The organism is Emticicia oligotrophica DSM 17448 (genome assembly GCF_000263195.1).
GTDB classification, from domain to species: Bacteria; Bacteroidota; Bacteroidia; order Cytophagales; family Spirosomataceae; genus Emticicia; species Emticicia oligotrophica.
In genome coordinates this window covers 2,274,104-2,295,788 of record NC_018748.1, presented here as the reverse complement: position 1 = coordinate 2,295,788, position 21,685 = coordinate 2,274,104, and the positions used below count along the sequence as shown (strand labels likewise).

Sequence of the window (21,685 nt, the reverse complement as noted above, 5' to 3'; positions counted from 1 at the left end):
AAATTCCTGTTTTTGCTACCACTTTTCCCGAAACTAACACTTAATATGACTGAAAGAAGGTAAATTTGTTTTCATAAAAAAAGCAATATGAAAGAAATAATGAAACTCGGAAATATTGAAGAAATCAATAAATTTAATGGCATTCAAACGGGTAATCCATTGGTTACGATTGTAGATTTATCAAAATCTGGAGCTGGTCCTGCGATGAAAGTACATTTTGAATTGTACAGTATTTTCTTGAAAGATGCCAAATGTAGTGCCATGAAATATGGGCGTAATTACTATGATTATCAAAGCGGCACATTGGTTTTTATTGCTCCTGGTCAAGTGGTAGAAATTGAGGAGGTAAATGAAAAGGGCTTGCATCAACCTTCGGGTATAGTCTTATTTTTTCACCCCGATTTGATTCGAGGAACTTCATTGGGGCAAAACATGAAAGACTATACTTACTTTTCGTACCATGTAAACGAGGCATTGCATATCTCGGAAAAAGAGCGATTTTTTGTTCTGGATTGTTTTGAGAAAATTCAAGCCGAAATTGACCGCCCCATTGATAAGTACAGCAGAAAACTTATTGCCAATACGATTGAACTATTCTTAAATTATTGTATTCGTTTTTATGACCGCCAGTTTATCGTCAGAGAACAAGCCAATAAAGGTATGGTTGAAAAATTTGAAACCCTATTAGACAACTATTTCAATTCTGATAAATTAGCTATCGAAGGTTTGCCAACAGTTGCTTATTGTGCTGAAAAATTAAATATTTCAGTAAAGTATTTTGGAGATTTAATCAAGAAAGAAACAGGCAAATCTGCCTTAGAATTTATCCATTTAAAACTTCTCGAAATTGCTAAAGAACGAATTTTTGACACAACAAAATCTGTCAGTGAAATTGCTTACGAATTAGGGTTTAAATATCCACAGCATTTTACTCGTTTTTTTAAGCTAAAAGTAGGAGTTACCCCCAATGAATATCGCATGAATTAAATTTTTAAAGATAAACTTACAAAAATCAAACAATCTAAATACTTTCTCCAAAAGGTTGATTATACAAACGCTTGCCAGTAGCTTTATAAAGGGCATTTGCCAAAGCCGCATGAACAGGTGGATAAGCAGGTTCGCCCATTCCTGTTGGGTCTTCCGTATTTTCTACAAAAAATACCTCAATAACTTTAGGAGCTTCGTTGTGGCGAATCATGCGATAATTATGAAAATTATTGGCATCGGGTACGCCTTTTGTAAAAGTCATTTTTCCGTACATAGCAGCTCCAACAGCATCAACGATGCCCCCTTCTGCCATGTTTTTGGCGGCATCGGGGTTTACGACAATTCCACAATCAATGGCACACCAAACTTTATTTATTTGTGGTGCACCTTCTTTCATCTCTAAGTCAAGTACGTGGGCAGCATACGAATCATGACAGAAATAGGCTGAAAAACCTAATTTCTTGCTTGTTTTTGTGGCCTCCCAATTAGATTTTTCTCGCACTAACTCTAATACTTTTATGAATCTACTGGCATCATAATCGTTGTTTTTACCTACTGGATTATCTTTGGCTCGGTTCAATAAACCTATTCTGAAAGCAATCGGGTCTTTACCTGCTACTTCGGCTACTTCATCAAGAAAAGACTGTTCGGCAGCAGCCATAAAATTAGAATGTGGAGCTCTGTAAGAACCCACGGTTATATTGGTATCAATTGTAAAATCTTCGGCCAAATAATTATCAATTGCTCCAGCAGGAAAACGATTTGCTGCAAGTGGACTCTGAGGCATTCCTCCTACTTTTACATGAAAACCAATCAGATTATTATCGGCATCGAGTGCTGCTCGGTATTTTGCGGTGTATGTGGGGCGATAAATTCCAGCTGTCATGTCGTCCTCACGGGTGTAAATCAATTTTATGGGTGCTTTAACTTTTTGTGAAATCAATGCAGCCTCTACTAACCAATGAGCATACGAACGTCGGCCAAAACCGCCACCCAAACGAGTCATTTTTATGTCAATTTTCTCTAAAGGAATTCCCAAACGAGCAGAAAGTGTTTGTTCGGTAAATTCGGGTTTTTGTAGCGGCCCTGACAAAAGAACTTTTTCTTCAGTTACATGAGCGAAGAAGTTCATGGGTTCCATACAATTATGTGCTAAGAATGGAGCATTATAGGTTCGCTCTACTACTTTTGCTGCATTTTTGAAAGCATTTTCTATATCTCCATCTTTTCGACGAACATTTGCTGGTTTAGCTAATCCTTCGGCTAATTTTGCTGCGTGGTTGGTTGAATTTTCTAAACCTGCGGGTATTTTTTCTTCTGTTTTTCTACCCATCATATTACGTTTTTGGGTAAAAGCGGCTTGTTCTTCCCAACTTACTTTTAAAGCCTTTTTAGCTTGCATTACCTCCCAAGTGCTATTGCCTACAATCGCCACTACTTCGTTAAATTGGGTCGTATCAAAGAATGTTTTTTCGTAATCATTATTAAAAATTTTGATAGGAAAAACATCCTTAATTCCTTTCATTTTCTTGACTATTGCTTCATTTTGAATACTTTTGAAAGTTAAACCCATTGCAGGTGGGTGTATAATCATGGCTATCAACATTCCATCTACTTTGGTATCTATTCCAAAAAGAGGTTTTCCTGAAACAATTTTCTCCAAATCTACATTTCGCTGACTTTTTCCGATGATTTTGAAGTCTTTTACATTTTTTAATTTTACTTCTTTCGGTACTGAAATTTGAGCGGCAGCGGTTGCCATCTCTCCATATTTTGCAAATTTACCAGAGTTTTTATGGTAAATAACGCCCAAATTTGTGATAATTTCTTCTACTGGGACATTCCACGTTTTAGCTGCTGCTTCTATAAGCATTTGGCGAGCTGTTGCACCTGCTGTGCGTAAGGCTTTCCAGCCTTGATGGATAGCTTGACTACCACCAATAAACTGTCGGGTAAAATGTTTGGTATCTAAATCGGCTTGCTCAATTATGATTTTAGAGAAATCAACGTCTAATTCTTCAGCAACAATCATTGGCATCGAGGTCTTGACGCCTTGCCCACCTTCGGGATTGGGTGCCATGATTTTGATTATGTTATCTGCCGTAATTTTTACAAATCCGTTGAGTTCATTGAAATCAAGCGGCAGATTAGCTAATTGTGAATTATCAACCGACTTGCTGAGTGAATTTATACTTGACAAAAAACTGATACCAAGCATAAATCCACCTCCCGAAAGAGTAGAAACTTTAAGAAATGAACGACGATTGATATTTTTAGTATTTTGCATGTTTTTAGGTTTCAAACTAATGTTTCTTTAACTAATCATGAACCGACATAATAAATTACTCAATTTACAAAAATCTACATAAATGTCTGTAAAAAACAATGTTTTTCAAATAGAAACTTACGAAAAACAAACAGATGGCGATTTATTCTTAAAGATTTTGGATATAAAACAATCATCAACAAAAACGCCATCAATAACTGAATACTGATGGCGTTTCTATTGGGTGAATCTATGCTTTCAATTTCAGATTCACTGGGTCCCACTTGATAATTTTTTTACTAAGATAACTTTCATTACAAGATAGTGCTGGAGCGGCAGCTCTAAAACCAAACTCAGCATCTTCAACTACTTGTTTTCCTGTACGAATGGCATCAAAGAAATTAGTAAAATGGTCTAAATGGTCATCGTAGCCATCGGGAGCTTTAAAGATAATATCCTCTTTAGTTTTTCTTTTACGTTGCTCTGTTGTCCATTTAGCGTTGTATTCGGCAGTCATTTCGTCTTGCATACTTTTCGAGAAAGTAAAGACCGAATCGTAGCCACCAAAACCTGGGGCTTCGGGCATCAGACTATGTTTTATCGAAATATTATTGCCTTGCACTCTAATAACTCCCTCTGAACCAACCAATTGAATAATTTCCTGACCACCAGTACCACTAATAAAGTTTACTTGTAAGGTCATCTGAAAAGCTGGATGCTCTGGGCTATCAGGATACTGCATCACACCCGACATCACATCTGGAAGATTTCGTCCATCTTTCCAATAGCTAAACTGGCCAGTACTGTATATCGTCTCAGGGCCTTTTGAATTAGTCATGAAATGACTTCCACTTAGTAAATGGATGAATAAATCTCCAGCTACGCCCGTGCCTACTTCTTTGAAAGCTCTCCACCAGAAGAATTTTTTAGCATCAAAAGCCATTTTTTCGGTAGCTTCAATAAATTTTCCCCAGTTCGTTGTCATGGCATCAGCATCTTTCGGAATGGTGTATTCCCACGCCCCAATCGAGCTCTGGCGGTCATACACTGCATTTACCATGTTGAGTTTTCCGATTTCACCAGCAGCCAACAATTCTTTGGCTTTGGCATAACCAATACTACTTACACGTTGGCTACCCACTTGAAATACTTTCCCCGATTTTTTAGCGGCGGCCATTACAGGATACCCTTCACTAATTTTATAAACCATCGGTTTTTCGCAATAAACGTGTTTTCCTTTCGCCAAAGCATCTAAGGCAATTCGAGCGTGCCACACATCATGCGTACAAATCAACACGGCATCAATATCTTTTTTATCTAAAATATCTTTGTAATTATTGGTAGTGAAAAGCTCATTACCAAATTGCTCCTTGGCATTTTCAAGTCTCCCATTGTATAAATCGCAGATACCTGCCAATTCAACCCCCGGTACTTTTAGAGCAGTACGTAAATCAAAATGCCCTTGAACACCGTAGCCAATAACACCAATTCTGATTTTATCATTAGCTGTAATTTTTTTCTCATACTGTAAAATTCTCTCTTCTGCTTTTGCTTGATTAGCAAAAGAAGTCAAGGGCGATGAAGCCGCCACCAAGCTGGTAGCACCTATTTGTTGTAGAAACTTCCTACGTGAATTTGAATTGTCGTTTTTCATGTTTTGATTATAGAGTTAAATAGTTTTTATTTATTGGGAGTGTTGCCACATTATAGAGACAAGGCGACCGTCGCTCGGCATGCCTTGTCTCTACTCTACGTCGACGAAAACAGCAGATTACAATGATTATGGCAATGAATATAAACCAAATTATTTCACAGAATAGCTCACAAACGCTATTTTCTTGCTATCGGCACTCCACGAAGGTACATTGATGGTACCTTGTCCACCAAAAAAAACAGGCGTTAGGTCTTTTATTTCCTTTGTTTTTACATCCATTAGGCGGAGTTTCACTTGCTTTCCAAACAAATGTGCTTGCTTTTCATCTGACATATACGAAATATAGGCAATCCATTTACCATCAGGCGATGGGTGAGCAAACCAATTTGAATTTTCATCGAATGTCAATTGTTCGGGATTCAAACCATCGGCCTGCATTCGCCAAATTTGCATGTGTCCAGTTCGATACGAATTAAAATAAATATACTTGCCATCTGGTGAATAATCTGGGCCATCATCTAAACCTTCGCTATCTGTCAATCTTTTTTCAGCTCCTCCTTCTGTACTAATCGTGTATATGTCATAATTTCCATTTCGTTCTCCGCAATAAGCTAATGTTTTTCCGTCGGGAGTCCACCCATGCCAATACGAAACCACTTCTGGGGTTATTCTTCGAGGCTCACCTCCACGAATCGGTAATATAAATATAGCCGACTTATAACGCTTAGACGAAGGGTCATCTTTCACATTATGACTTACCACCAACCACTTCTTATCTGGTGAAATTCCGTGGTCATTATTACAAGCTGTTGCAAAACCAGTATTAAGCAAATTCAATTTTTTCGAATTCAAATCTAATGTATAAATTTTACCCAAACTATTTAAAATCAAATAATTATCTGGGTGCCAATTGGGAGCTTCGAAATGCTTATTTATTGAGAGAATGGTTTCGATATGGCCATTTGTAATATCTACTGTATGAATAAAACTCGTCGTATCAGTTTTGGGTGTTTCACGATTATAAAAATGAGCCGATTGGCCTACTAATTTCCAGTTTCCAGCAATTTTCTCTAAAAGTCTAACTTCACGAGATAGTGTTTCTTTTCCTTCTTTACTTATTGAAACCTCATCATGGCTTACCCAAGCCGTATTACCGCTTACACTCATATCATGATTAGAATGTACCGAAAATCCACCTCCACCCATTAAATTCACAGGCGGATTCTGCATCATAGAAGTCGAAGCAACCCTACTTTTGCCATCTGCTGATGAGTTGAAAATTCTCCCTTTAGGCCTTGCTACCCAGCAGTCGGTAAAGCCTTTCACATCGCCTTTACGCCAAGCGACACCTTCTTTTTCTAACAATCGAATAATGGCTAATGAATCTTTCGAGATTTGAGCCTTCGTGCCTAAGCTACTTAGTATCAGCACAAATAAGATGAGTTTTTTCATGTTTGTAAGTATAAAATTGAATAGATGATTCAAATGTAATAAGTAATTTTTATTTTCTAAAAAAAAGAAAATAAAAAAATCACAATAATTTATTTGAATAGTATTATTCTCAGTATTTTAAAATGCGATTAGATAAATGTACTTTTGCAAGCAGCATTAAGTATTCAATAAAAATGAAGGAGTTCGGAACTGAAAAATACATTGCCAATCTTTCGATTGATTGCGTGATATTTGGATATGAAAATAAAGAATTAAAGGTTTTGATAGCCAAGAAAAAAATTGGTGAAGGAATTTGGAATCTACCTGGTGGCTATATTATGAAAACAGAGAGTATTGAAAACGCCGCCAACCGAATTTTGAAAGAGCGTACTAATCTCGAAAATATCTATTTAGAACAATTTCGAGTTTTTGGAAATGAAAATCGAATCATTAAAAGTAAATATCGGGAATTATTATTACCTTATATTACTCAAAAATATAACGAGGCAGATGCCGAATGGATAACAGACCGCTTTATTTGTATTGGTTTTTATGCATTAGTAGAAATCAGTAAAGTAAACCCTCAAGTAGGCGAACTTGATGAATGTGTTGAATGGATAAATATAAAAGATATTCCAGAAATGATGCACGACCACAACGAAATACTAAGTTATGCCCTTGAGGCTCTCCAACAAAACCTTGATAGAAAGCTCATTGGGTTTAATTTATTGGCCGAAACATTCACGATGAAGGAAGTGCAAGAACTTTATGAGGCCGTATATGACCGACCTTTTGCCATGAATAATTTTCAGAAGAAAATTCTCGATTTAGACGTACTCGAACGCCTCGAAAAAAAATTCACAGGTGCACAAAATAAAGCACCGTATTTATACAGGTTCAAAAAAGCATAATTAAATGCTTTAACACAGTATTATATTTATTTTTTATCGTTGAAACTATGCTTACAAAAGAAGAAATTGATTTTTTAGATGAAAATGGCTATCTTAATTTAGGCCAACTTTTGAGTAAAGAGCAAGTCAAAGAAATTAATGATAGGTTGGCAGCTATTCAAGAGCATGAAGGAGAGAATGCTGGTGCTGAATTGGCTGAATCAAAATATATTCGTCACCCAAAAGAAGAAGGTGCTGACCGACTCGCCGACTTGGTAAATAAAGGACAAGTTTTTGATATTTTTTATACGCACCCAAGAGTTTTGGCAGGAATTGAAGCCGTATTAGGGCAAGCATATAAATTATCGTCGTTGAATTATCGAGCCGCAAAACCCGGCAAAGGACACCAAAAGCTACACGTTGACTATAAAAATGCGGTAGCCAACGGCCATTATAAAGTTTGTAATAGTATATGGTTATTAGATGATTTTACGGAACTAAACGGCTCGACACGAATTGTACCTAAAACCCACAAATTGAGTATTTTACCCGATGAAGCAATGGCCGATACCAACGAAAAACATCCCGATGAGATTCGTATAATTGCTCCCGCTGGGTCGGTATTCATTTTTAATTCACACGTTTGGCATGGAGGAACAACCAATCATACGGCACACGACCGCCGCAGCGTTCATAGTTATTTCTGTACCCGTGACCAACCTCAGCAAATTGACCAGAAGCGATATATTACTCAAGAAACTCTTGAAAGAATTGGAGAAAAAGGCAGACAAGTTTTGGATGTATGATAAATAAAAACATGAATCGGCAGAAATCTGATTGATATGCTTTCTGCCGATTCATAAAAGATGTTATTTGAATAGTTTCGGAGCAAAATCGGCCAAATAAATTCGCCAAAGCTTCCATATATGCCCTTCGCCTGTTTCTAAATATTCATACTTCATTCCCAAACCATCGAGTTTTTTTCTGAAATCAACATTGGCTTGATACAGAAAATCATCTCTCCCAATTGCTATATAATAGAGTTTTAGGCCATTCTCTTTCTGTATTTTTAAGGTAGCATCTATATTGCTATATACTTTACCAGTAGCATCTTCACGTGGCATTAATGCTGCTGAATAAAGTCCAACGTAATCGAATGTATTTGGGAAATATCGGCTGATGTGCATCGTATGAAATCCACCCATCGAAAGTCCAGCAATCGCACGATTTTGCTTATCAGCTTTCACTCGAAAAGTCTTTTCAACATAATTGATAATATCCATGAAATTGGCTTCGTATTCACCGTTCATCGAGCGCGGCAATAAAAATTCTGGTTTATAAAAGCCATCTTTTCCTTGTCCATAACCACCATCTTGCACTACATTTCCATTGGGCATCACCACAATCATCGGCTTTGCTTTTCCTTGAGCAATCAAATTATCAAGAATCTGAACTGCACGCCCATGTGCTGCCCACGAATCTTCATCACCACCAGCACCGTGCAACAAATAAAGAACGGGATATTTTTCGGCAGATTGCTCATAACCCGCTGGTGTATAAACAGTTAGCCTTCTATTCATTTTTAATCCTGCTGACGGATACCAGCAATGCGTAACCGAACCGTGCGAAACATCATTAGTTTTATACAAATCAGCACGACCATTTCCTACGATAAACACATTGGTTAAGGCCGCTGCATTTCTGAAAGCATAAGGACTATTAGCATCATTAGTTCTGATACCATCTACAAGAAAGGTATAACTATAAAGCTCTGATTCAAGTGGTTTTGAGGTATATGTCCAAAGTCCGTTTTTATCTTTGGTTAAATTAATGGTACCTGGGCCATCTTGTAAACCAAAACGAGTTTTTACTTTTACAGGAGGCAGAAAATCGGAAGTAAGCTGAACAGAATCTGCATGAGGAGCAAAAAATCTAAACGTTACCGTCCCATCCTTGTTTACTTCGGGAGAGATAATATTTTCTAATTCTTTCGGAATTTCTTGTGCAAAACCACCTTTTAGGCCAAGAAAAACAATAAATAATAGGAGTGTTAGTTGTTTTTTCATGTATGTAGTTGTGCCACAAGGCATCAATAAATTTATATCTTGTGGCACATTAAATTATAAATCTCTTTTCTTCAAAGCTTTCACGGCAAAATCAGCTGCACGAGCGGTAAGTGCCATATAGGTGATAGACGGATTTACGCACGAAGCCGAAGTCATGGCAGCACCATCAGTTACGAATACGTTTTTACAATCATGAACTTGGTTGAAAGCATTCAACACCGAAGTTTTAGGGTCACGTCCCATGCGGGCAGTTCCCATATCATGGATACCTAAACCCATGTGTGTCGGGCGGTCATAAGGCGTTACTTTCTTAAAACCAGCGGTTTCAAGCATTTCTACTGCAGAGGCAATGATGTCTTTACGCATCGCCCAATCGTTTTCTACAAATGCGGCATCGGTTACAATCATCGGAATACCCCACTTATCCTTTTTATCAGGGTCAAGGTAAATTCTATTATTTGGATTTGGTAAAATCTCCCCAAAACCACCAATACTGATAGTCCACGCACCTGGTTTGGTTAATCCTTGCTTGAAATCTGCTCCAAAACCATCGGCATTAACTCCCCTATTCCAACCTTCTCGGCTTGCTCCACCTTGATACCCAAAACCTCTCATGTAGGACGTTTGCTTATCATTACCCCAGTTTCTGAAACGTGGAATATACATGGCATTGGGGCGTTGTCCATAGACATAATCATCTTCAAATCCATCAATCATAGCCGTTGCTCCCGAACCCAATTGGTGGTCCATTAGATTTCGGCCTACTTGGTCGCTATCATTGCCAAATCCATTCTGAAAACGATTCGATTTTGAATTAAGCATCAAAGCAGCAGTATTAATTGAGCCTGCATTTAAGAAGATTATTTTAGCAAAATACTCTTCTGTAAGCATGGTGTTTTGGTTGATGATTCGTACGCCTGTCGCTCGTTTTTTCTGTTCATCGTAGATAATTTCTGCCACAATAGAATCATGCAAAACACTCAAACGATTGGTTCGCATAGCTGCTGGAATTGCTCCCGATAATGAGCTATAATACCCTCCGTACGGACAGCCTCTTTGGCATTTATTGCGATATTGGCACGAAGCACGCCCCAAAGAAGTATGAACATCTTGCGGCTGCGTAAGATTTGCTACTCGACCAACCGTAACAGGACGATTGAATTTTTCAAACATTTTATTTTTGAAATGAGCCTCAGGAGCAAATAATGGCATTGCAGGTAAAAAATGTCCATCTGGCAATACATCTAAGCCTTCTTTTTGCCCACTTACACCCACAAATTTCTCTACGTGTGTGTACCAAGGTTCTAAATCTTCATAGCGAATAGGCCAGTCGATACCGATACCTTCTTTAGCATTCGCTTCGAAATCTTGCTTATTCCAACGATATGACTGACGCCCCCAGTGCATTGATTTGCCGCCAGTATGATAGGCACGAATCCAGTCGAAGGCACGCTTTTCTATATAAGGATTTTCTTTATCATTTGTCAGGTGATTGACTACCTCTTCACTTCCAAGACCCCAAAAACGGCTATTGGCCCAACGTTCTTCGGCAGAAAGATTAGTTGTTTTGCCTCGATGCTCAATTTCCCACGGTTGTTTCATGGCTGTGTCATAGCCTTCGATGTGCTTTATCTCATGCCCACGCTCAATCATCAAGACTTTCAGTCCTCTTTCGGTTAATTCTTTTGCAGCAAAACCACCCGACATACCCGAGCCAACAACAATGGCATCGAATGTATTATTTTTATTTGCTTTTATATTTAGATTCATGATTTTCGATTGTTTATTTTAATCTATTTACGATGTTGGTTTGATTGACGATTTAGTTAGTAAATCGTTATTCTAAAATCGTAAATCAATAAGCATAAGCTTTCTGATTTGGTTTTAGCTTGATAAGTTCAAGTTTTCCTGGAATCTGTACATATTCAAACGAAGCCTTTAAACCAGCCTCCGACGTAAAATAGCCCAAAAGTGTAAGTTCTTTGATTAATCGCCAGAAAGGAGTTGTTTTTCCTGTCACTTTTTTAGTTTCCTGTTCCAATAATTTCAAAACGCCTCTTCTTTCATCCGTATTTAATTCCAAGAACTTTACTTTCTCCATTGAAGCCAAACCTTCCAAAAAACTCTGATGCTCAGGTTCTTTATAACAATCTTTCAACATCATTTCAATAAATGCAGGTACGCCAACGTCCTTCGCTCCCACAGTATCTGTTTTTGGAATGATAAGTTCGGCAATTTCGGCAACAATTTTTTGCTGAGAATCGGTTAAGCTGAAGACCGCACCGTTGATATTGGAATTTGTAGCACTTTCCCAATTATCCATTGCCATGAGTGTAGGTGCAGAGAATGCCCCACCTAACATCAAGGCTACATTTTTTATGACTTCTCGTCTGTTCATCTTACGTATATAGAATTGAATAATTTTAAGAAACAAATATATTTATTCAATTTTATATAACTGTCATATAGGTAAATTTTATTCGTGTAAAAATTACAATTAATCGTACTTTTACTGCTCGATTCTATTTTAAAAGAACATTTCTTCATAAAAATGTATACAAACAAATTTTTATGAAGAAATGCATTAGTATTTAAAAATAAGGGGGCTTTCAAAACTCCTTCCGAAACTTCACTGGGCTTAAATTTGTATGCTTTTTGAAGAAATTATTGAAATGCGTAACCTCTGAAAACCCAAGTGCAAAAGCAATTTCAGAGACATTCCAACGGCTTTGTTTCAACATAATTTTGGCTTCTTGCAGCAGGCGTTCGGTAATGAGTTGAGATGTAGTTTTACCGCCAGTCTCTTTTACCGCTCGGTTGAGATGGTTGACGTGCACATTGAGCTGGTCGGCAAAATCTGAAGCAGTTCTTAGCTTAATTTCGGTATGATTTTCATCAATCGGAAACTGGCGTTCGAGCAATTCTGAAAACAACCAATAAATTCGCTGTGAGGCATTTATGGGCAATTGCTCTACGAGTGTCGAAGGGCGAGTTTTCATGGCGTAGTGAATCAGCTCATAAATTTGGTTGCGAATGGCATCATATTTATGAATGTATTCAGAACTGAGTTCGGTTTCGATTTTTTCGAAAATGCCAGATAAATACTCGAATTGAGTATCTTCCAATTCAAAAACGTGAGTTCCAGTTGGTTGAAAAACTTCGTACTGAATCAGATTTCCGAATTGGTTAAAAAAATTGGCATTGAAAATCACATAAAAACCCGAAACTTCGCCTTCGAGATGCTCCCATTTGTAGGGTATAAACGGATTCGAGAAAACGAGGGCTTGTTTCTCAAAAGCAAAAACTTTATCAGCATAATGAATACGGCTACTGCCTCGACAGAGCGTAACTTTAAAAAAATCACGTCGGCGATAAGGCACAGGCTTCGTGGCAGGATGTGGTAATCTGAACACATTGATATGCCCAATATCCCGACTGAGATTTTCGGGAATCCAATCGAACTTTCGTTGATAAAACTCTTCTAAGGATTCGGGGTTGTTTGTGGTCATTTCTTATAGTTTTACGTTCAAACCAATATTCCATACAATATTATCACCGGGGATATTTCCTTTAAGTTTATAAGTAAAAATCGTTGACAAATAAAAAGGCAAATTCATTTTATTGATACTAAGCATTTGGCTATAGTAGGTTCCTTGGGTTTGGTCTAAAGTTAAGTGAAATACCTGCGGAAAAAAGCCTAAATAATACTCTTTTGAAATGCCAATATGCGGAAAACGTGGTTGTAAGGAAACATAAGAACTTTTCTGAACACCGTAGTTTTTATCTAAGCCTTTTGAGCCTAAAATATGTAAGCCCAAAGCAAATTTAGGCGAATAATGCCAAACAGGCACAAACTCCGCAGCCAAGAAACGTTGAGCCACCCAACGATTTTCTGTCTTTCCATTCACTACTACTTGATTTGGTCTAACTACGTAAGAAGGGTGTGCCCCCACATGCCAGCTAAAATGTTCGGTACGCTTTGGGCGGTATCTTAGCCAAAAAATATACGACCAAGGCTCTCCGTTTAATCGCCAACGAAGTTCGGGTTCAAAGAAGATATGTTTTTTACCAACTGTTAAATTGATAATTGCAGCGGGCTTGCCAAGCATCAGGTTTGGAAAAAGTGAAACACCATTGTTGGTTACCTGAATATTAGCCGAAGCTCGTAATGGTTCAGATTTTTTGAGTGAATCATTTTTCTGAGCAAAAGCCGAAAGTGTTGATAAAAAAAGTATAAATAAAACTTTCTTAAAAAGAGGAATTGATAATTGACGATTCATTTTGCAATAATAAGTTATAAAATCTACCACAAAAGTAGTGATTTGGTAGGACTGAATTAAACTATATTCAAAGTAAAACTTACGAAAATCAAACAATGAAGGGTAAATAAAAATAGCTGAGTTTTTAAAACTCAGCTATTCATAAATCAACAATTTACCTTCATTCTAATTTAAGCGTAGTGCGTCTTGCAAAATAGAAAACGATTTTAGTTTAGCATCTAAATCAAAAATATGCGAAGCCACCATTAATTCATCAATGCCTGTCTCTTCAATAAAGGCTGAAAGGTTTGCATGAAGCGTTTCTTTACTACCATAAAATGTACAAGCAAGCATATTATTGACGGCTTGTCTTACCTCAGGAATTTGATAAACTTCGGGCAGTCTATCAGCGGGCCTCAAAGGTTTACGTTTGTTGGTGATAATGCCCACAAAAAGAGTAATAAGTGTATTTAACAGAACATTGGCTTCCTCGTCGGTATCCGCACCTAAAACATTTACGCAGGCCATTACGTAAGGTTTTTCTAAAAACTCTGAAGGTTTGAAATTATTTCGATAAATCTTAATGGCTGTTCGAAATTGTGCAGGTGCAAAATGTGAAGCAAAGGCATAGGGAAGTCCCATTTCGGCGGCTAGATAGGCACTATCGGTACTCGAACCTAATATCCAAATAGGAATATTTAAACCTTCACCCGGAAATGCCCTCACACGTGCATCACGGTTTTCTTCACTAAAATAGGCTTGTAATTGCTTTACATCTTCAGGGAAATTATGGGCAGTTTCTTGATTTCTCCGCAAAGCCATTGCAGTCAGTTGGTCGGATCCTGGAGCTCTACCTAAGCCTAAATCTATGCGATTGGGGTAAATAGTTTCTAAAGTTCCAAATTGCTCGGCAATCACCAATGGACTATGGTTGGGCAACATAATTCCGCCCGATCCAACCCGAATCGTATTGGTTTTGCCAGCCACATGGCCAATCAAAACCGATGTTGCCGAACTCGCAATATTTTCCATATTATGATGTTCGGCCATCCAAATACGTTGATAACCTAAAGTTTCTACGTACTTGGCTATTGCTACTGTATTTGAAATAGCGTTTTGGTGGGTTCCTCCTTCTACTACTGTGGCGAGTTCTAAAACTGATAATGGTATTTTTGTCATTCGGTACAATTACTTTCTAATAAAACCTTTAGCCGATTTAGAAAGTTTCTCAAAGTACTTTTTCATGTAAAAACAAAAGAGCGGTCCAATGACCGCTCCTTTATCTACTAAAATTTCTAATACTTATTTTACTCTAACAGCTTTGGCATCAAACATGCCCATTAGCTGACCTTTCAGGTTATTATCATCTACTTTTTCGAAAGGAATGTTTAAATCATAACCACTTGCCGAGAAATAGATTGTCATTTTTCCATCCGCTTCTTCCACATTAGTCATCGGATTTGCCGCCGCTGTTGGTTCTGCAGGGTTAGTCATTTCGCCTACTAACTTGCCATCTTTACGAGTAATTGTAGCGACAAATTTAGCATCACCTTGCGGAGTGCCTAAAATTGTTACCTCCCATTTGCCTACATAAAAATCAGTTACTGGAGCAGCAGCGGCAGCAGTCTGAGCAAATGTATTGAAGGAAAGACCCATTACGAAAAGAACGATGATTAAGCTTAGTTTTTTCATTTTATTTAATTTTTAAATTGTTACAAAAGTTATTGTCAGTGAGGACACTGAAAATGTTAACTATGTGTTGCCTGTGTAGACACAGGCAATGGCTACAAGAAAAATACAAAATCGTAAATTACCTCACTCTACTTCCTTTTACCTCAATCATTCCCATGAGTTTGCCTTTGATGTTATCGGCATCTTCTTTGGTGAGTTCCATATTGAGATTCATACCGTTGGCAGAGAATGATAATTTGATTTTTTCGCCATCTATTTCTTCTACTTTCTCGAAAGCTTGGCTTCCCATTTGTTGAGAAATCATTTTTCCCGAAAGCACGCCATTATTTCTTTCAATCACCATTTCAATTGAAACATCTCCTGCTGGTGTACCAATCATTTTGGTTGCCCATTTTCCTACAAAGAAATCATTGGCGGCAGAGGTTTCTACTTTCACAGGTTCTTTCAATGAGCTTTCGTAAACCATCTTAAATTCAAGACCCATCACTACCATTAGCGACCCTTCAGCTTTAGGATTCGAGAAAATCACACAAACATCTTGAGGTTTTCCATCAAGATTATTTGGTAGATTAAGAGGTACAGAAACCATTTTTGGCGTAAAGTCCATTTTATCTGAAGGTTCTAAGAAAGCCGAACGTCCGAGGAATGGTCCAGTTGGACTACCTAAACGTACTTCAACGGCTCCACCAGCTGCATTTAGCTGTGGTTTTGGAGCAGTAGCCGCCACTTGAATTTCAGAAACGCCTGTCAAATCAACTTGTTTCAAAATCATATAAGCACCTGATTTTGAAGGAATTGCCAAGTTATTTCCACCAAAAGCCATTTTGTTGATATCTACATACTCATCAAATCCGTGAGGGTCGAGTTTCGAGTTTCTCAATACAAAACTTTGCTCTGACTTCAATGCTGGTAGGCCATTTGCACCTTGGTCTTCGTAAGCTGCACGCACAATATACACACCCTTATTTTTATCAGAAGCTGGGGCTTTTGTTGTGAATGAACCTTTTACTGGCAATGAAGATTTTGGTTTTTCGTTGGCGATATTCAAGATATATTTTACCATTTCAGAGGCATCGGCCGTCGAAATTTGCGGGTGTGCCGCCATAGCAGTTTCACCCCAAACGCCACTTCCACCCGAAATAATTTTCTTAGTTAAAGTTTCGAGAGCTTTGTTATCTCCTTTATACTTTAATGAAACTTCACGATAAGCTGGCCCGATAGATTTTGAATCTTTTTTGTGGCAAGCCATACAGTCGCTACCTTCAATCAATTTCTTACCTGTGGCATACGCTGCACTTGCATCAGCCGAACGATGACCCATCGCAATCATATTTTTATCATAACCTTCTGCTAAATAATCAATATTTACAGCTACGTTTTCTGCCGAAATTCCATTATTCAATTCTCCATCTTCTTTGTCTTTTACCTTGATTTCATAATCGAATGATTTATTGGCAATGTAAAAACTCTTATTGGCTTTTGGCATATCAAGGCTCAATACTGGTGGCTCATTTCCTGCCGTAATCTCCATTGATTGCGTATTGATGCCACCTTTACCATCATCAACTGTAAGTGTTGCTTTATATACACCTGCTTTAGTAAGTGTTAGGTTGGCATCTTGTGCAGGAATTACCTTCACGAAGCCATTTTTAGAAGTAACCTTCCAAGTATATTTCAGCACATCACCATCGGCATCAGTTGTGCCTTTAGCAGTAAGTTTAAGGTTGAAAGGAATAGCTCCGCCCATTTGGTTGGCCGCCACCTGAATTTGTGGCTTACGATTTCCGCCATTGTATTCGATACGAATTAGGCGAGCATCATCATTGGCCGTAAACCAGCCACTACCGTATTCAAGCATGTATAAATCACCATTATCGGCAAATTCCATATCCATCGGATTGCTGAATTTGTAGCTTGGCATAAAACGCTCCATTGAGGCATAATTTCCATCTTTATCGAAACTTACGGCCATTATCCAACCACGCATCCACTCGTAGATAAAATGTTTACCATCATAATATTTCGGGAATGCTCTATTCGCTGTCGCAAAGTCGTCTTTATAATAAACTGGACCTGACATTGGATTACAACCACCCGCTCCAAGCAACGGAAACTCTTGACTATTCCCATAAGAATACCAAATCATCGCTCCTTTTGCTTCGGGTAATTGAATCAAACCAGTGTTGTTTGGCGAAGTATTCATCGGTTTCAGATAATCCCATTTAGCACCAGAAGTATTGGTCGCAAAATCAAATTTATTGTAAGCTTTATTATCGCCCACAAAATGAGGCCAACCATAGTTTCCAGCCGCTGAGGCTTGTCCAAACTCACAAGTTCCTGCTGCACCACGATTCGGGTCTGCTTTTGAAGCATCGGGCCCCACATCTCCCCAATATAATTTTCCAGTTCTTTTATCTACCGAAATTCTGTAAGGATTACGGTGTCCCATCGTATAAATTTCTGGGCGAGTTTTTTCCATTCCTTTCGGGAAAAGGTTTCCTTCTGGAATCGTATAAGTGCCATCTGGCTGCGGTTTAATTCTAAGAATTTTACCACGTAAATCGTTTGTATTTGCCGAAGACTTTTGTGCATCCCAAGGGCTTCTACCTGGGCGTTCATCGCTTGGGCTATAGCCATTCGAGGCGTGAGGATTAGTGTTATCTCCCGTAGAAAGAAACAAATTTCCTGATTTATCCCAATCAATCGAACCGCCCGTGTGGCAACATTCCTCACGTTGGGTTTCTACTTTTAGCATTTCTTTTTCCGACTCTAAAACCAACTCATCACCTTTCATTGTAAATCTTGAAAGAACGTTATAAGAGCCTTTTGTAGAAGAATAGAATAGATAAATCCATTGATTTTGGGCAAATTTCGGGTCTTTATTTAAGCCCAAAAGGCCATCTTCTGCTACTGATTCTTTACCTTCACGGTTGACATATTTCAAACTTACTGGAAGTTTTGCGATGGTTTTTAAGGTCTTAGTTTTGTTGTTATAAAGTCTTACTTCACCTTTTCTTTGAATGAAAAGTACACGGTCTTTATCCAAAACTGTTAATTCTACAGGCTCGTCGAGCTTTTCTTCTAAAACCACTTTTGTAAAACGATTTTCTTCTGGACGAGCCTTCGAGAAATCTAATGGTTTTGGTGTTTCACCACCTGCTGCGTATTTGATACCAGCCCAAAGATGATTTAAGAAAAGTGACTCCGAGAAAGTTTCGTCGGTGTGCCCCATTGCGGTATAAAACGAACGACCACCGTTAAATTCTTGGTACCAGCTAATGGGATGGTCGGCTCCATTTTTGCCTCCTTGATAAGATTTTTCATCAATTTTTACAACCACATTGATTTTTGGCGAAATATCTTTGAAGCTATAAAACTCATCCGAACGCTCAAACTCGTCGGGCATTCCTGCGGTTAGTTCGTTTTTTTTTGTTACATAAAACTTGCCTTTTTGCACATTGTTTGGCATTGGGTGGTCGAGAAACCATGCACCAGCCAATTGATTATACCAAGGCCAATCGTACTCGGTATCGGTGGCGGCGTGAATACCCACATAACCTCCACCTGCTTGAATGTAGCGTTCGAATGAACTTTGTTGTTCGTTATTCAAAATATCACCCGTTGTATTTAAGAAAATAACTGTGTTGAATTTCTTCAAATTTGCTTCCGTAAACAGGCTTGCATCTTCGGTAAAACTCACGCCAAAGCCTTTTTCTTTAGCCATTTTGTCTAAGGCTTTTTTGCCCGCCTCAATAGACTGATGCCTGAACGCCGCCGTTTTGCTAAAAACCAACACATTGATTTTGGTTTGTGCAAACGCAGTACTGACAAATAACAGCATAAATACTGTTTTGAGAAATAATTTATTCATATTTGTACTTGATTTTTTGAACGCTGATGACACGGATGTTCCAACGCTGATTTCTACGGATTTTTAATAAAATTCTTTCTATTATTTTCAAATATTTTACTTCTAAATTCGGGTTTCTTGCCAAAATTCAACAATAAACCAACTTCCATATTAGTAGCTTTTAGGTAGTTTATTAATTGATATTCAAAATCTTCTACAATACATTCTGCGGCTTTCAACTCTAATATCACTTTTTCATTGACAATCAAATCTGCATAATACTCACCAACTTCGATACCCTTATAATTTACTTTAATTTGTTTTTGTGCCTCTACATAAAAACCACGTGATTTAAGTTCTAAATACATTGAATTTTGATATACTTTTTCTAAAAATCCATATCCCAGTTCGTTATAAACATCGAAATACACTTTCAAAATTGAATCCGTCAAAGTTTTGTGTAAAAGCTCCATTTAATTCTATTTTTAAAATCCGTAAAAATCAGCGTTTCCGCAGGAATCTGCGTCATCAGCGTTCCAACAATTCTACTCCATATAATTCAAATCCTTATGAAATGTTTCTTCTAAATTGCTAAGCCCCCAAAAAGCTAATAAAATAGCCACTACTCCTACTGCCATTGCCGAATTTACTGTACCGATATACGGATTCAAAAACTCAAAAAGTAATGTTTGCGGAATAACCGTTGCACGGAGGATATTTAATGAAGAAGTCGTAACGGTAGCTCTGATGTTTGTGCCATATTGCTCGGCAGCAAGCGTAAGCAAAACAATCGAATAACCTACGCAAAAGCCCAAGAATAAAATCAAGGCTTTGTAAATGAAGGCAGATTGATTACCCACTACAAAAAACACAATAGCAGCTAAGGCATAAAGTGATAAATATAGGCGAATGGCTTTTTTACGACTTTGGAAATATTGACTTACGAAACCACCCGTTAAATCCCCGAAGGTTAGTCCCAAAAAGTAATAAATGACCACCTCTGAAACAGTCGGAGCTTGCGTCATTCCCCAAGCCTTGGCAATTTCGGGCGTGAAAGTCATGACTACTCCGTTGACATACCAAACAGGAAAGCCCAAGACACAAATACTGATGTATTTTTTGATATAATCTTTGTTTTTGAAAAGCAATCGCAAATCGCCTCTATTGCTGGTTTTTCCTTTCATTTCATTGAAAAGTCCAGATTCCAGTACACCTAAACGAAGAATCAAGAGAACAAAACCTAAACCTCCACCTAATTGATAAGTAAATTGCCAAGAATATTTACCTCCGATGAATGCTCCGAAAATTGCCCCTAACATTCCACAACCACCGATAATTGCAGGGCCAATTCCTCTAAATTTTTGAGGCATTTGTTCGGTTACGAGCGTGATGGCGGCTCCTAATTCACCAGCTAAACCAATTCCCGCCAAAAATCTTAATAACAAGTAGATTTCAAAATTGGGAGCATAAGCATTAGCAAAAGTGGCAGTTGAATACAAAATAATTGAGCCAAAAAGAACAGATAATCGACCCATTTTATCTCCGATAATTCCCCAAATAAAACCTCCGAGAAGCATACCTGCCATCTGTATATTGATAAGCCAAACTCCTTTGGAAAGCAAATCAGCTTCGGCTACACCCATAGCCAAAAGACTGGGTTTTCTGACGACGCTCAAAATCATGATGTCGTATAAATCAACAAAAAAGCCCAAAGCTGAGGCAATAATGGCTAACCAGATATGTCTTTTCACGTCTTATTAGTGATTGAGTGAATAATAGAATTAATCAATATTTTTAATTTCTCAAACTCGGCAAACCAACTCCTGCTGCATCGAAACCACCATCGGCACAAAGAATTTGCCCGTTAATATAGCTTGCTTGCTCGCTACACAAGAAATAAACGGCATTCGAGATTTCTTCGGTTGTACCATAGCGAGCCAACGGAATCGCATCAGCATAAGAGGTACGAATATCAGCACTATGTACTAATTTGGCCATTTCTGTTTCTACTGGGCCTGGGGCAACTGCATTGGCACGCACACCCAAATTGCCATATTCAACCGCTTGTTGTTTGGTTAGGTGCATAATGGCCGCTTTGCTTGTACCATAAGCAATACGTAAGGTACTGGCACGAACGCCCGAAATACTGGCAATATTCACGATACTCCCTTTTCCTGCAACCAATGCAGCTAAACAAGCCTGACTACAAAGAAACGTACCGTTTAGATTTGTACCCATTACGGCACTCCAATCATCAAAACTAACTTCTTGGGCGGGTTTAAAAATGGCAATTCCTGCATTATTGACAAGGGCATGAACCTTCGAAAATTGAGCCGTAATTTGTGCAAATGTTTCGCTAACTGACTGATGATTAGACACATCGCAGTTGAAAAATGAAAAGCCTTCTTGACCTTTTAAATTTTCTCCACATTTGGCTAATTCAGCTGCATCTATGTCGAGAATCAAGGCATGATAGCCTTCTTTGTTGAATCTTTTGGCTATTTCTAAACCGATTCCACGGGCGGCACCTGTTATTACGGCTGTTTTTTTCATATTTTGTTTGTTTATTATTTTTCGATTGCAGAGACAG

At 38.1% G+C, this 21,685-nt stretch carries 18 protein-coding genes; 4 read left to right on the top strand and 14 right to left on the bottom strand.

The window, feature by feature from the left end:
- Nucleotides 1-87 precede the first annotated feature (87 nt).
- Nucleotides 88-987: a helix-turn-helix domain-containing protein gene (locus tag EMTOL_RS09495; protein WP_015029064.1), complete on the top strand. Its 900-nt coding sequence runs from the start codon at nt 88-90 to the stop codon at nt 985-987.
- A 34-nt stretch (nt 988-1,021) separates the two neighbouring features.
- Here the strand turns inward: EMTOL_RS09495 and EMTOL_RS09490 are convergent, their stop codons facing one another.
- Entirely contained in the window at nt 1,022-3,274 is a 2,253-nt protein-coding gene (locus EMTOL_RS09490) for a xanthine dehydrogenase family protein molybdopterin-binding subunit (protein WP_015029063.1), read from the bottom strand.
- Nucleotides 3,275-3,356: 82 nt separating this feature from the next.
- Here EMTOL_RS09490 and EMTOL_RS22405 point away from each other — a divergent pair, with 82 nt between their 5' ends.
- Nucleotides 3,357-3,482, top strand: coding sequence for a hypothetical protein (locus EMTOL_RS22405; protein WP_255364393.1), 126 nt, complete (start codon nt 3,357-3,359; stop codon nt 3,480-3,482).
- 21 nt (nt 3,483-3,503) lie between these two features.
- On the opposite strand, the gene EMTOL_RS09485 is transcribed toward EMTOL_RS22405, so the two are convergent.
- Together EMTOL_RS09485 and EMTOL_RS09480 are read right to left on the bottom strand one after the other, a co-directional pair.
- Complete coding sequence (locus tag EMTOL_RS09485; RefSeq protein WP_015029062.1) at nt 3,504-4,907, bottom strand: Gfo/Idh/MocA family protein; 1,404 nt, start codon at nt 4,905-4,907, stop codon at nt 3,504-3,506.
- 150 nt (nt 4,908-5,057) lie between these two features.
- Complete coding sequence (locus EMTOL_RS09480; RefSeq protein ID WP_015029061.1) at nt 5,058-6,359, bottom strand: TolB family protein; 1,302 nt, start codon at nt 6,357-6,359, stop codon at nt 5,058-5,060.
- A gap of 173 nt (nt 6,360-6,532) precedes the next feature.
- On the opposite strand from EMTOL_RS09480, the gene EMTOL_RS09475 reads away from it, so the two are divergent.
- The gene (locus tag EMTOL_RS09475; protein ID WP_015029060.1) at nt 6,533-7,249 is read left to right on the top strand and encodes an NUDIX hydrolase; all 717 of its coding nucleotides are present in this window, start codon (nt 6,533-6,535) and stop codon (nt 7,247-7,249) included.
- A gap of 47 nt (nt 7,250-7,296) precedes the next feature.
- Complete coding sequence (locus EMTOL_RS09470; RefSeq protein ID WP_015029059.1) at nt 7,297-8,034, top strand: phytanoyl-CoA dioxygenase family protein; 738 nt, start codon at nt 7,297-7,299, stop codon at nt 8,032-8,034.
- Between the two features lie 63 nt (nt 8,035-8,097).
- Here the strand turns inward: EMTOL_RS09470 and EMTOL_RS09465 are convergent, their stop codons facing one another.
- From EMTOL_RS09465 to EMTOL_RS09415, 11 genes are all read right to left on the bottom strand, one after another.
- Nucleotides 8,098-9,294 (bottom strand): esterase, encoded by a 1,197-nt coding sequence (locus EMTOL_RS09465; protein ID WP_041693497.1) that lies wholly within the window; start codon nt 9,292-9,294, stop codon nt 8,098-8,100.
- 54 nt (nt 9,295-9,348) lie between these two features.
- A complete protein-coding gene (locus tag EMTOL_RS09460) occupies nt 9,349-11,064 on the bottom strand; it encodes a GMC oxidoreductase (RefSeq protein ID WP_015029057.1) in 1,716 nt (571 codons plus the stop codon).
- Nucleotides 11,065-11,149: 85 nt separating this feature from the next.
- Nucleotides 11,150-11,692: a gluconate 2-dehydrogenase subunit 3 family protein gene (locus tag EMTOL_RS09455; RefSeq protein ID WP_041693496.1), complete on the bottom strand. Its 543-nt coding sequence runs from the start codon at nt 11,690-11,692 to the stop codon at nt 11,150-11,152.
- Between the two features lie 211 nt (nt 11,693-11,903).
- Nucleotides 11,904-12,803, bottom strand: coding sequence for a helix-turn-helix domain-containing protein (locus EMTOL_RS09450; protein ID WP_015029055.1), 900 nt, complete (start codon nt 12,801-12,803; stop codon nt 11,904-11,906).
- 3 nt (nt 12,804-12,806) lie between these two features.
- Nucleotides 12,807-13,574, bottom strand: a complete 768-nt coding sequence (locus tag EMTOL_RS09445) for a hypothetical protein (RefSeq protein WP_015029054.1) — start codon at nt 13,572-13,574, stop codon at nt 12,807-12,809.
- A gap of 165 nt (nt 13,575-13,739) precedes the next feature.
- The gene (locus EMTOL_RS09440) at nt 13,740-14,732 is read right to left on the bottom strand and encodes an LLM class flavin-dependent oxidoreductase (protein ID WP_015029053.1); all 993 of its coding nucleotides are present in this window, start codon (nt 14,730-14,732) and stop codon (nt 13,740-13,742) included.
- Nucleotides 14,733-14,855: 123 nt separating this feature from the next.
- The gene (locus EMTOL_RS09435) at nt 14,856-15,245 is read right to left on the bottom strand and encodes a hypothetical protein (RefSeq protein ID WP_015029052.1); all 390 of its coding nucleotides are present in this window, start codon (nt 15,243-15,245) and stop codon (nt 14,856-14,858) included.
- A gap of 118 nt (nt 15,246-15,363) precedes the next feature.
- Nucleotides 15,364-19,116, bottom strand: coding sequence for a ThuA domain-containing protein (locus tag EMTOL_RS09430; RefSeq protein ID WP_015029051.1), 3,753 nt, complete (start codon nt 19,114-19,116; stop codon nt 15,364-15,366).
- A gap of 53 nt (nt 19,117-19,169) precedes the next feature.
- Nucleotides 19,170-19,568: a GxxExxY protein gene (locus EMTOL_RS09425; protein ID WP_015029050.1), complete on the bottom strand. Its 399-nt coding sequence runs from the start codon at nt 19,566-19,568 to the stop codon at nt 19,170-19,172.
- A gap of 72 nt (nt 19,569-19,640) precedes the next feature.
- On the bottom strand, nt 19,641-20,846 hold the full coding sequence (locus EMTOL_RS09420; protein WP_015029049.1) for an MFS transporter: 1,206 nt from the start codon (nt 20,844-20,846) through the stop codon (nt 19,641-19,643).
- A gap of 43 nt (nt 20,847-20,889) precedes the next feature.
- Nucleotides 20,890-21,648: an SDR family NAD(P)-dependent oxidoreductase gene (locus EMTOL_RS09415; RefSeq protein WP_015029048.1), complete on the bottom strand. Its 759-nt coding sequence runs from the start codon at nt 21,646-21,648 to the stop codon at nt 20,890-20,892.
- Nucleotides 21,649-21,685: the final 37 nt, after the last annotated feature.

What these genes read in the sequence shown, in the direction of transcription:
- EMTOL_RS09435 (WP_015029052.1), bottom strand. Translation starts at nt 15,245, where the DNA reads ATGAAAAAACTAAGCTTAATCATCGTTCTTTTCGTAATGGGTCTTTCC.
- EMTOL_RS09455 (WP_041693496.1), bottom strand. Translation starts at nt 11,692, where the DNA reads ATGAACAGACGAGAAGTCATAAAAAATGTAGCCTTGATGTTAGGTGGG.
- EMTOL_RS09445 (WP_015029054.1), bottom strand. Translation starts at nt 13,574, where the DNA reads ATGAATCGTCAATTATCAATTCCTCTTTTTAAGAAAGTTTTATTTATA.
- EMTOL_RS09480 (WP_015029061.1), bottom strand. Translation starts at nt 6,359, where the DNA reads ATGAAAAAACTCATCTTATTTGTGCTGATACTAAGTAGCTTAGGCACG.
- EMTOL_RS09475 (WP_015029060.1), top strand. Translation starts at nt 6,533, where the DNA reads ATGAAGGAGTTCGGAACTGAAAAATACATTGCCAATCTTTCGATTGAT.
- EMTOL_RS09490 (WP_015029063.1), bottom strand. Translation starts at nt 3,274, where the DNA reads ATGCAAAATACTAAAAATATCAATCGTCGTTCATTTCTTAAAGTTTCT.
- EMTOL_RS09415 (WP_015029048.1), bottom strand. Translation starts at nt 21,648, where the DNA reads ATGAAAAAAACAGCCGTAATAACAGGTGCCGCCCGTGGAATCGGTTTA.
- EMTOL_RS09485 (WP_015029062.1), bottom strand. Translation starts at nt 4,907, where the DNA reads ATGAAAAACGACAATTCAAATTCACGTAGGAAGTTTCTACAACAAATA.
- EMTOL_RS09465 (WP_041693497.1), bottom strand. Translation starts at nt 9,294, where the DNA reads ATGAAAAAACAACTAACACTCCTATTATTTATTGTTTTTCTTGGCCTA.
- EMTOL_RS09450 (WP_015029055.1), bottom strand. Translation starts at nt 12,803, where the DNA reads ATGACCACAAACAACCCCGAATCCTTAGAAGAGTTTTATCAACGAAAG.
- EMTOL_RS09440 (WP_015029053.1), bottom strand. Translation starts at nt 14,732, where the DNA reads ATGACAAAAATACCATTATCAGTTTTAGAACTCGCCACAGTAGTAGAA.
- EMTOL_RS22405 (WP_255364393.1), top strand. Translation starts at nt 3,357, where the DNA reads ATGTCTGTAAAAAACAATGTTTTTCAAATAGAAACTTACGAAAAACAA.
- EMTOL_RS09425 (WP_015029050.1), bottom strand. Translation starts at nt 19,568, where the DNA reads ATGGAGCTTTTACACAAAACTTTGACGGATTCAATTTTGAAAGTGTAT.
- EMTOL_RS09470 (WP_015029059.1), top strand. Translation starts at nt 7,297, where the DNA reads ATGCTTACAAAAGAAGAAATTGATTTTTTAGATGAAAATGGCTATCTT.
- EMTOL_RS09430 (WP_015029051.1), bottom strand. Translation starts at nt 19,116, where the DNA reads ATGAATAAATTATTTCTCAAAACAGTATTTATGCTGTTATTTGTCAGT.
- EMTOL_RS09495 (WP_015029064.1), top strand. Translation starts at nt 88, where the DNA reads ATGAAAGAAATAATGAAACTCGGAAATATTGAAGAAATCAATAAATTT.
- EMTOL_RS09460 (WP_015029057.1), bottom strand. Translation starts at nt 11,064, where the DNA reads ATGAATCTAAATATAAAAGCAAATAAAAATAATACATTCGATGCCATT.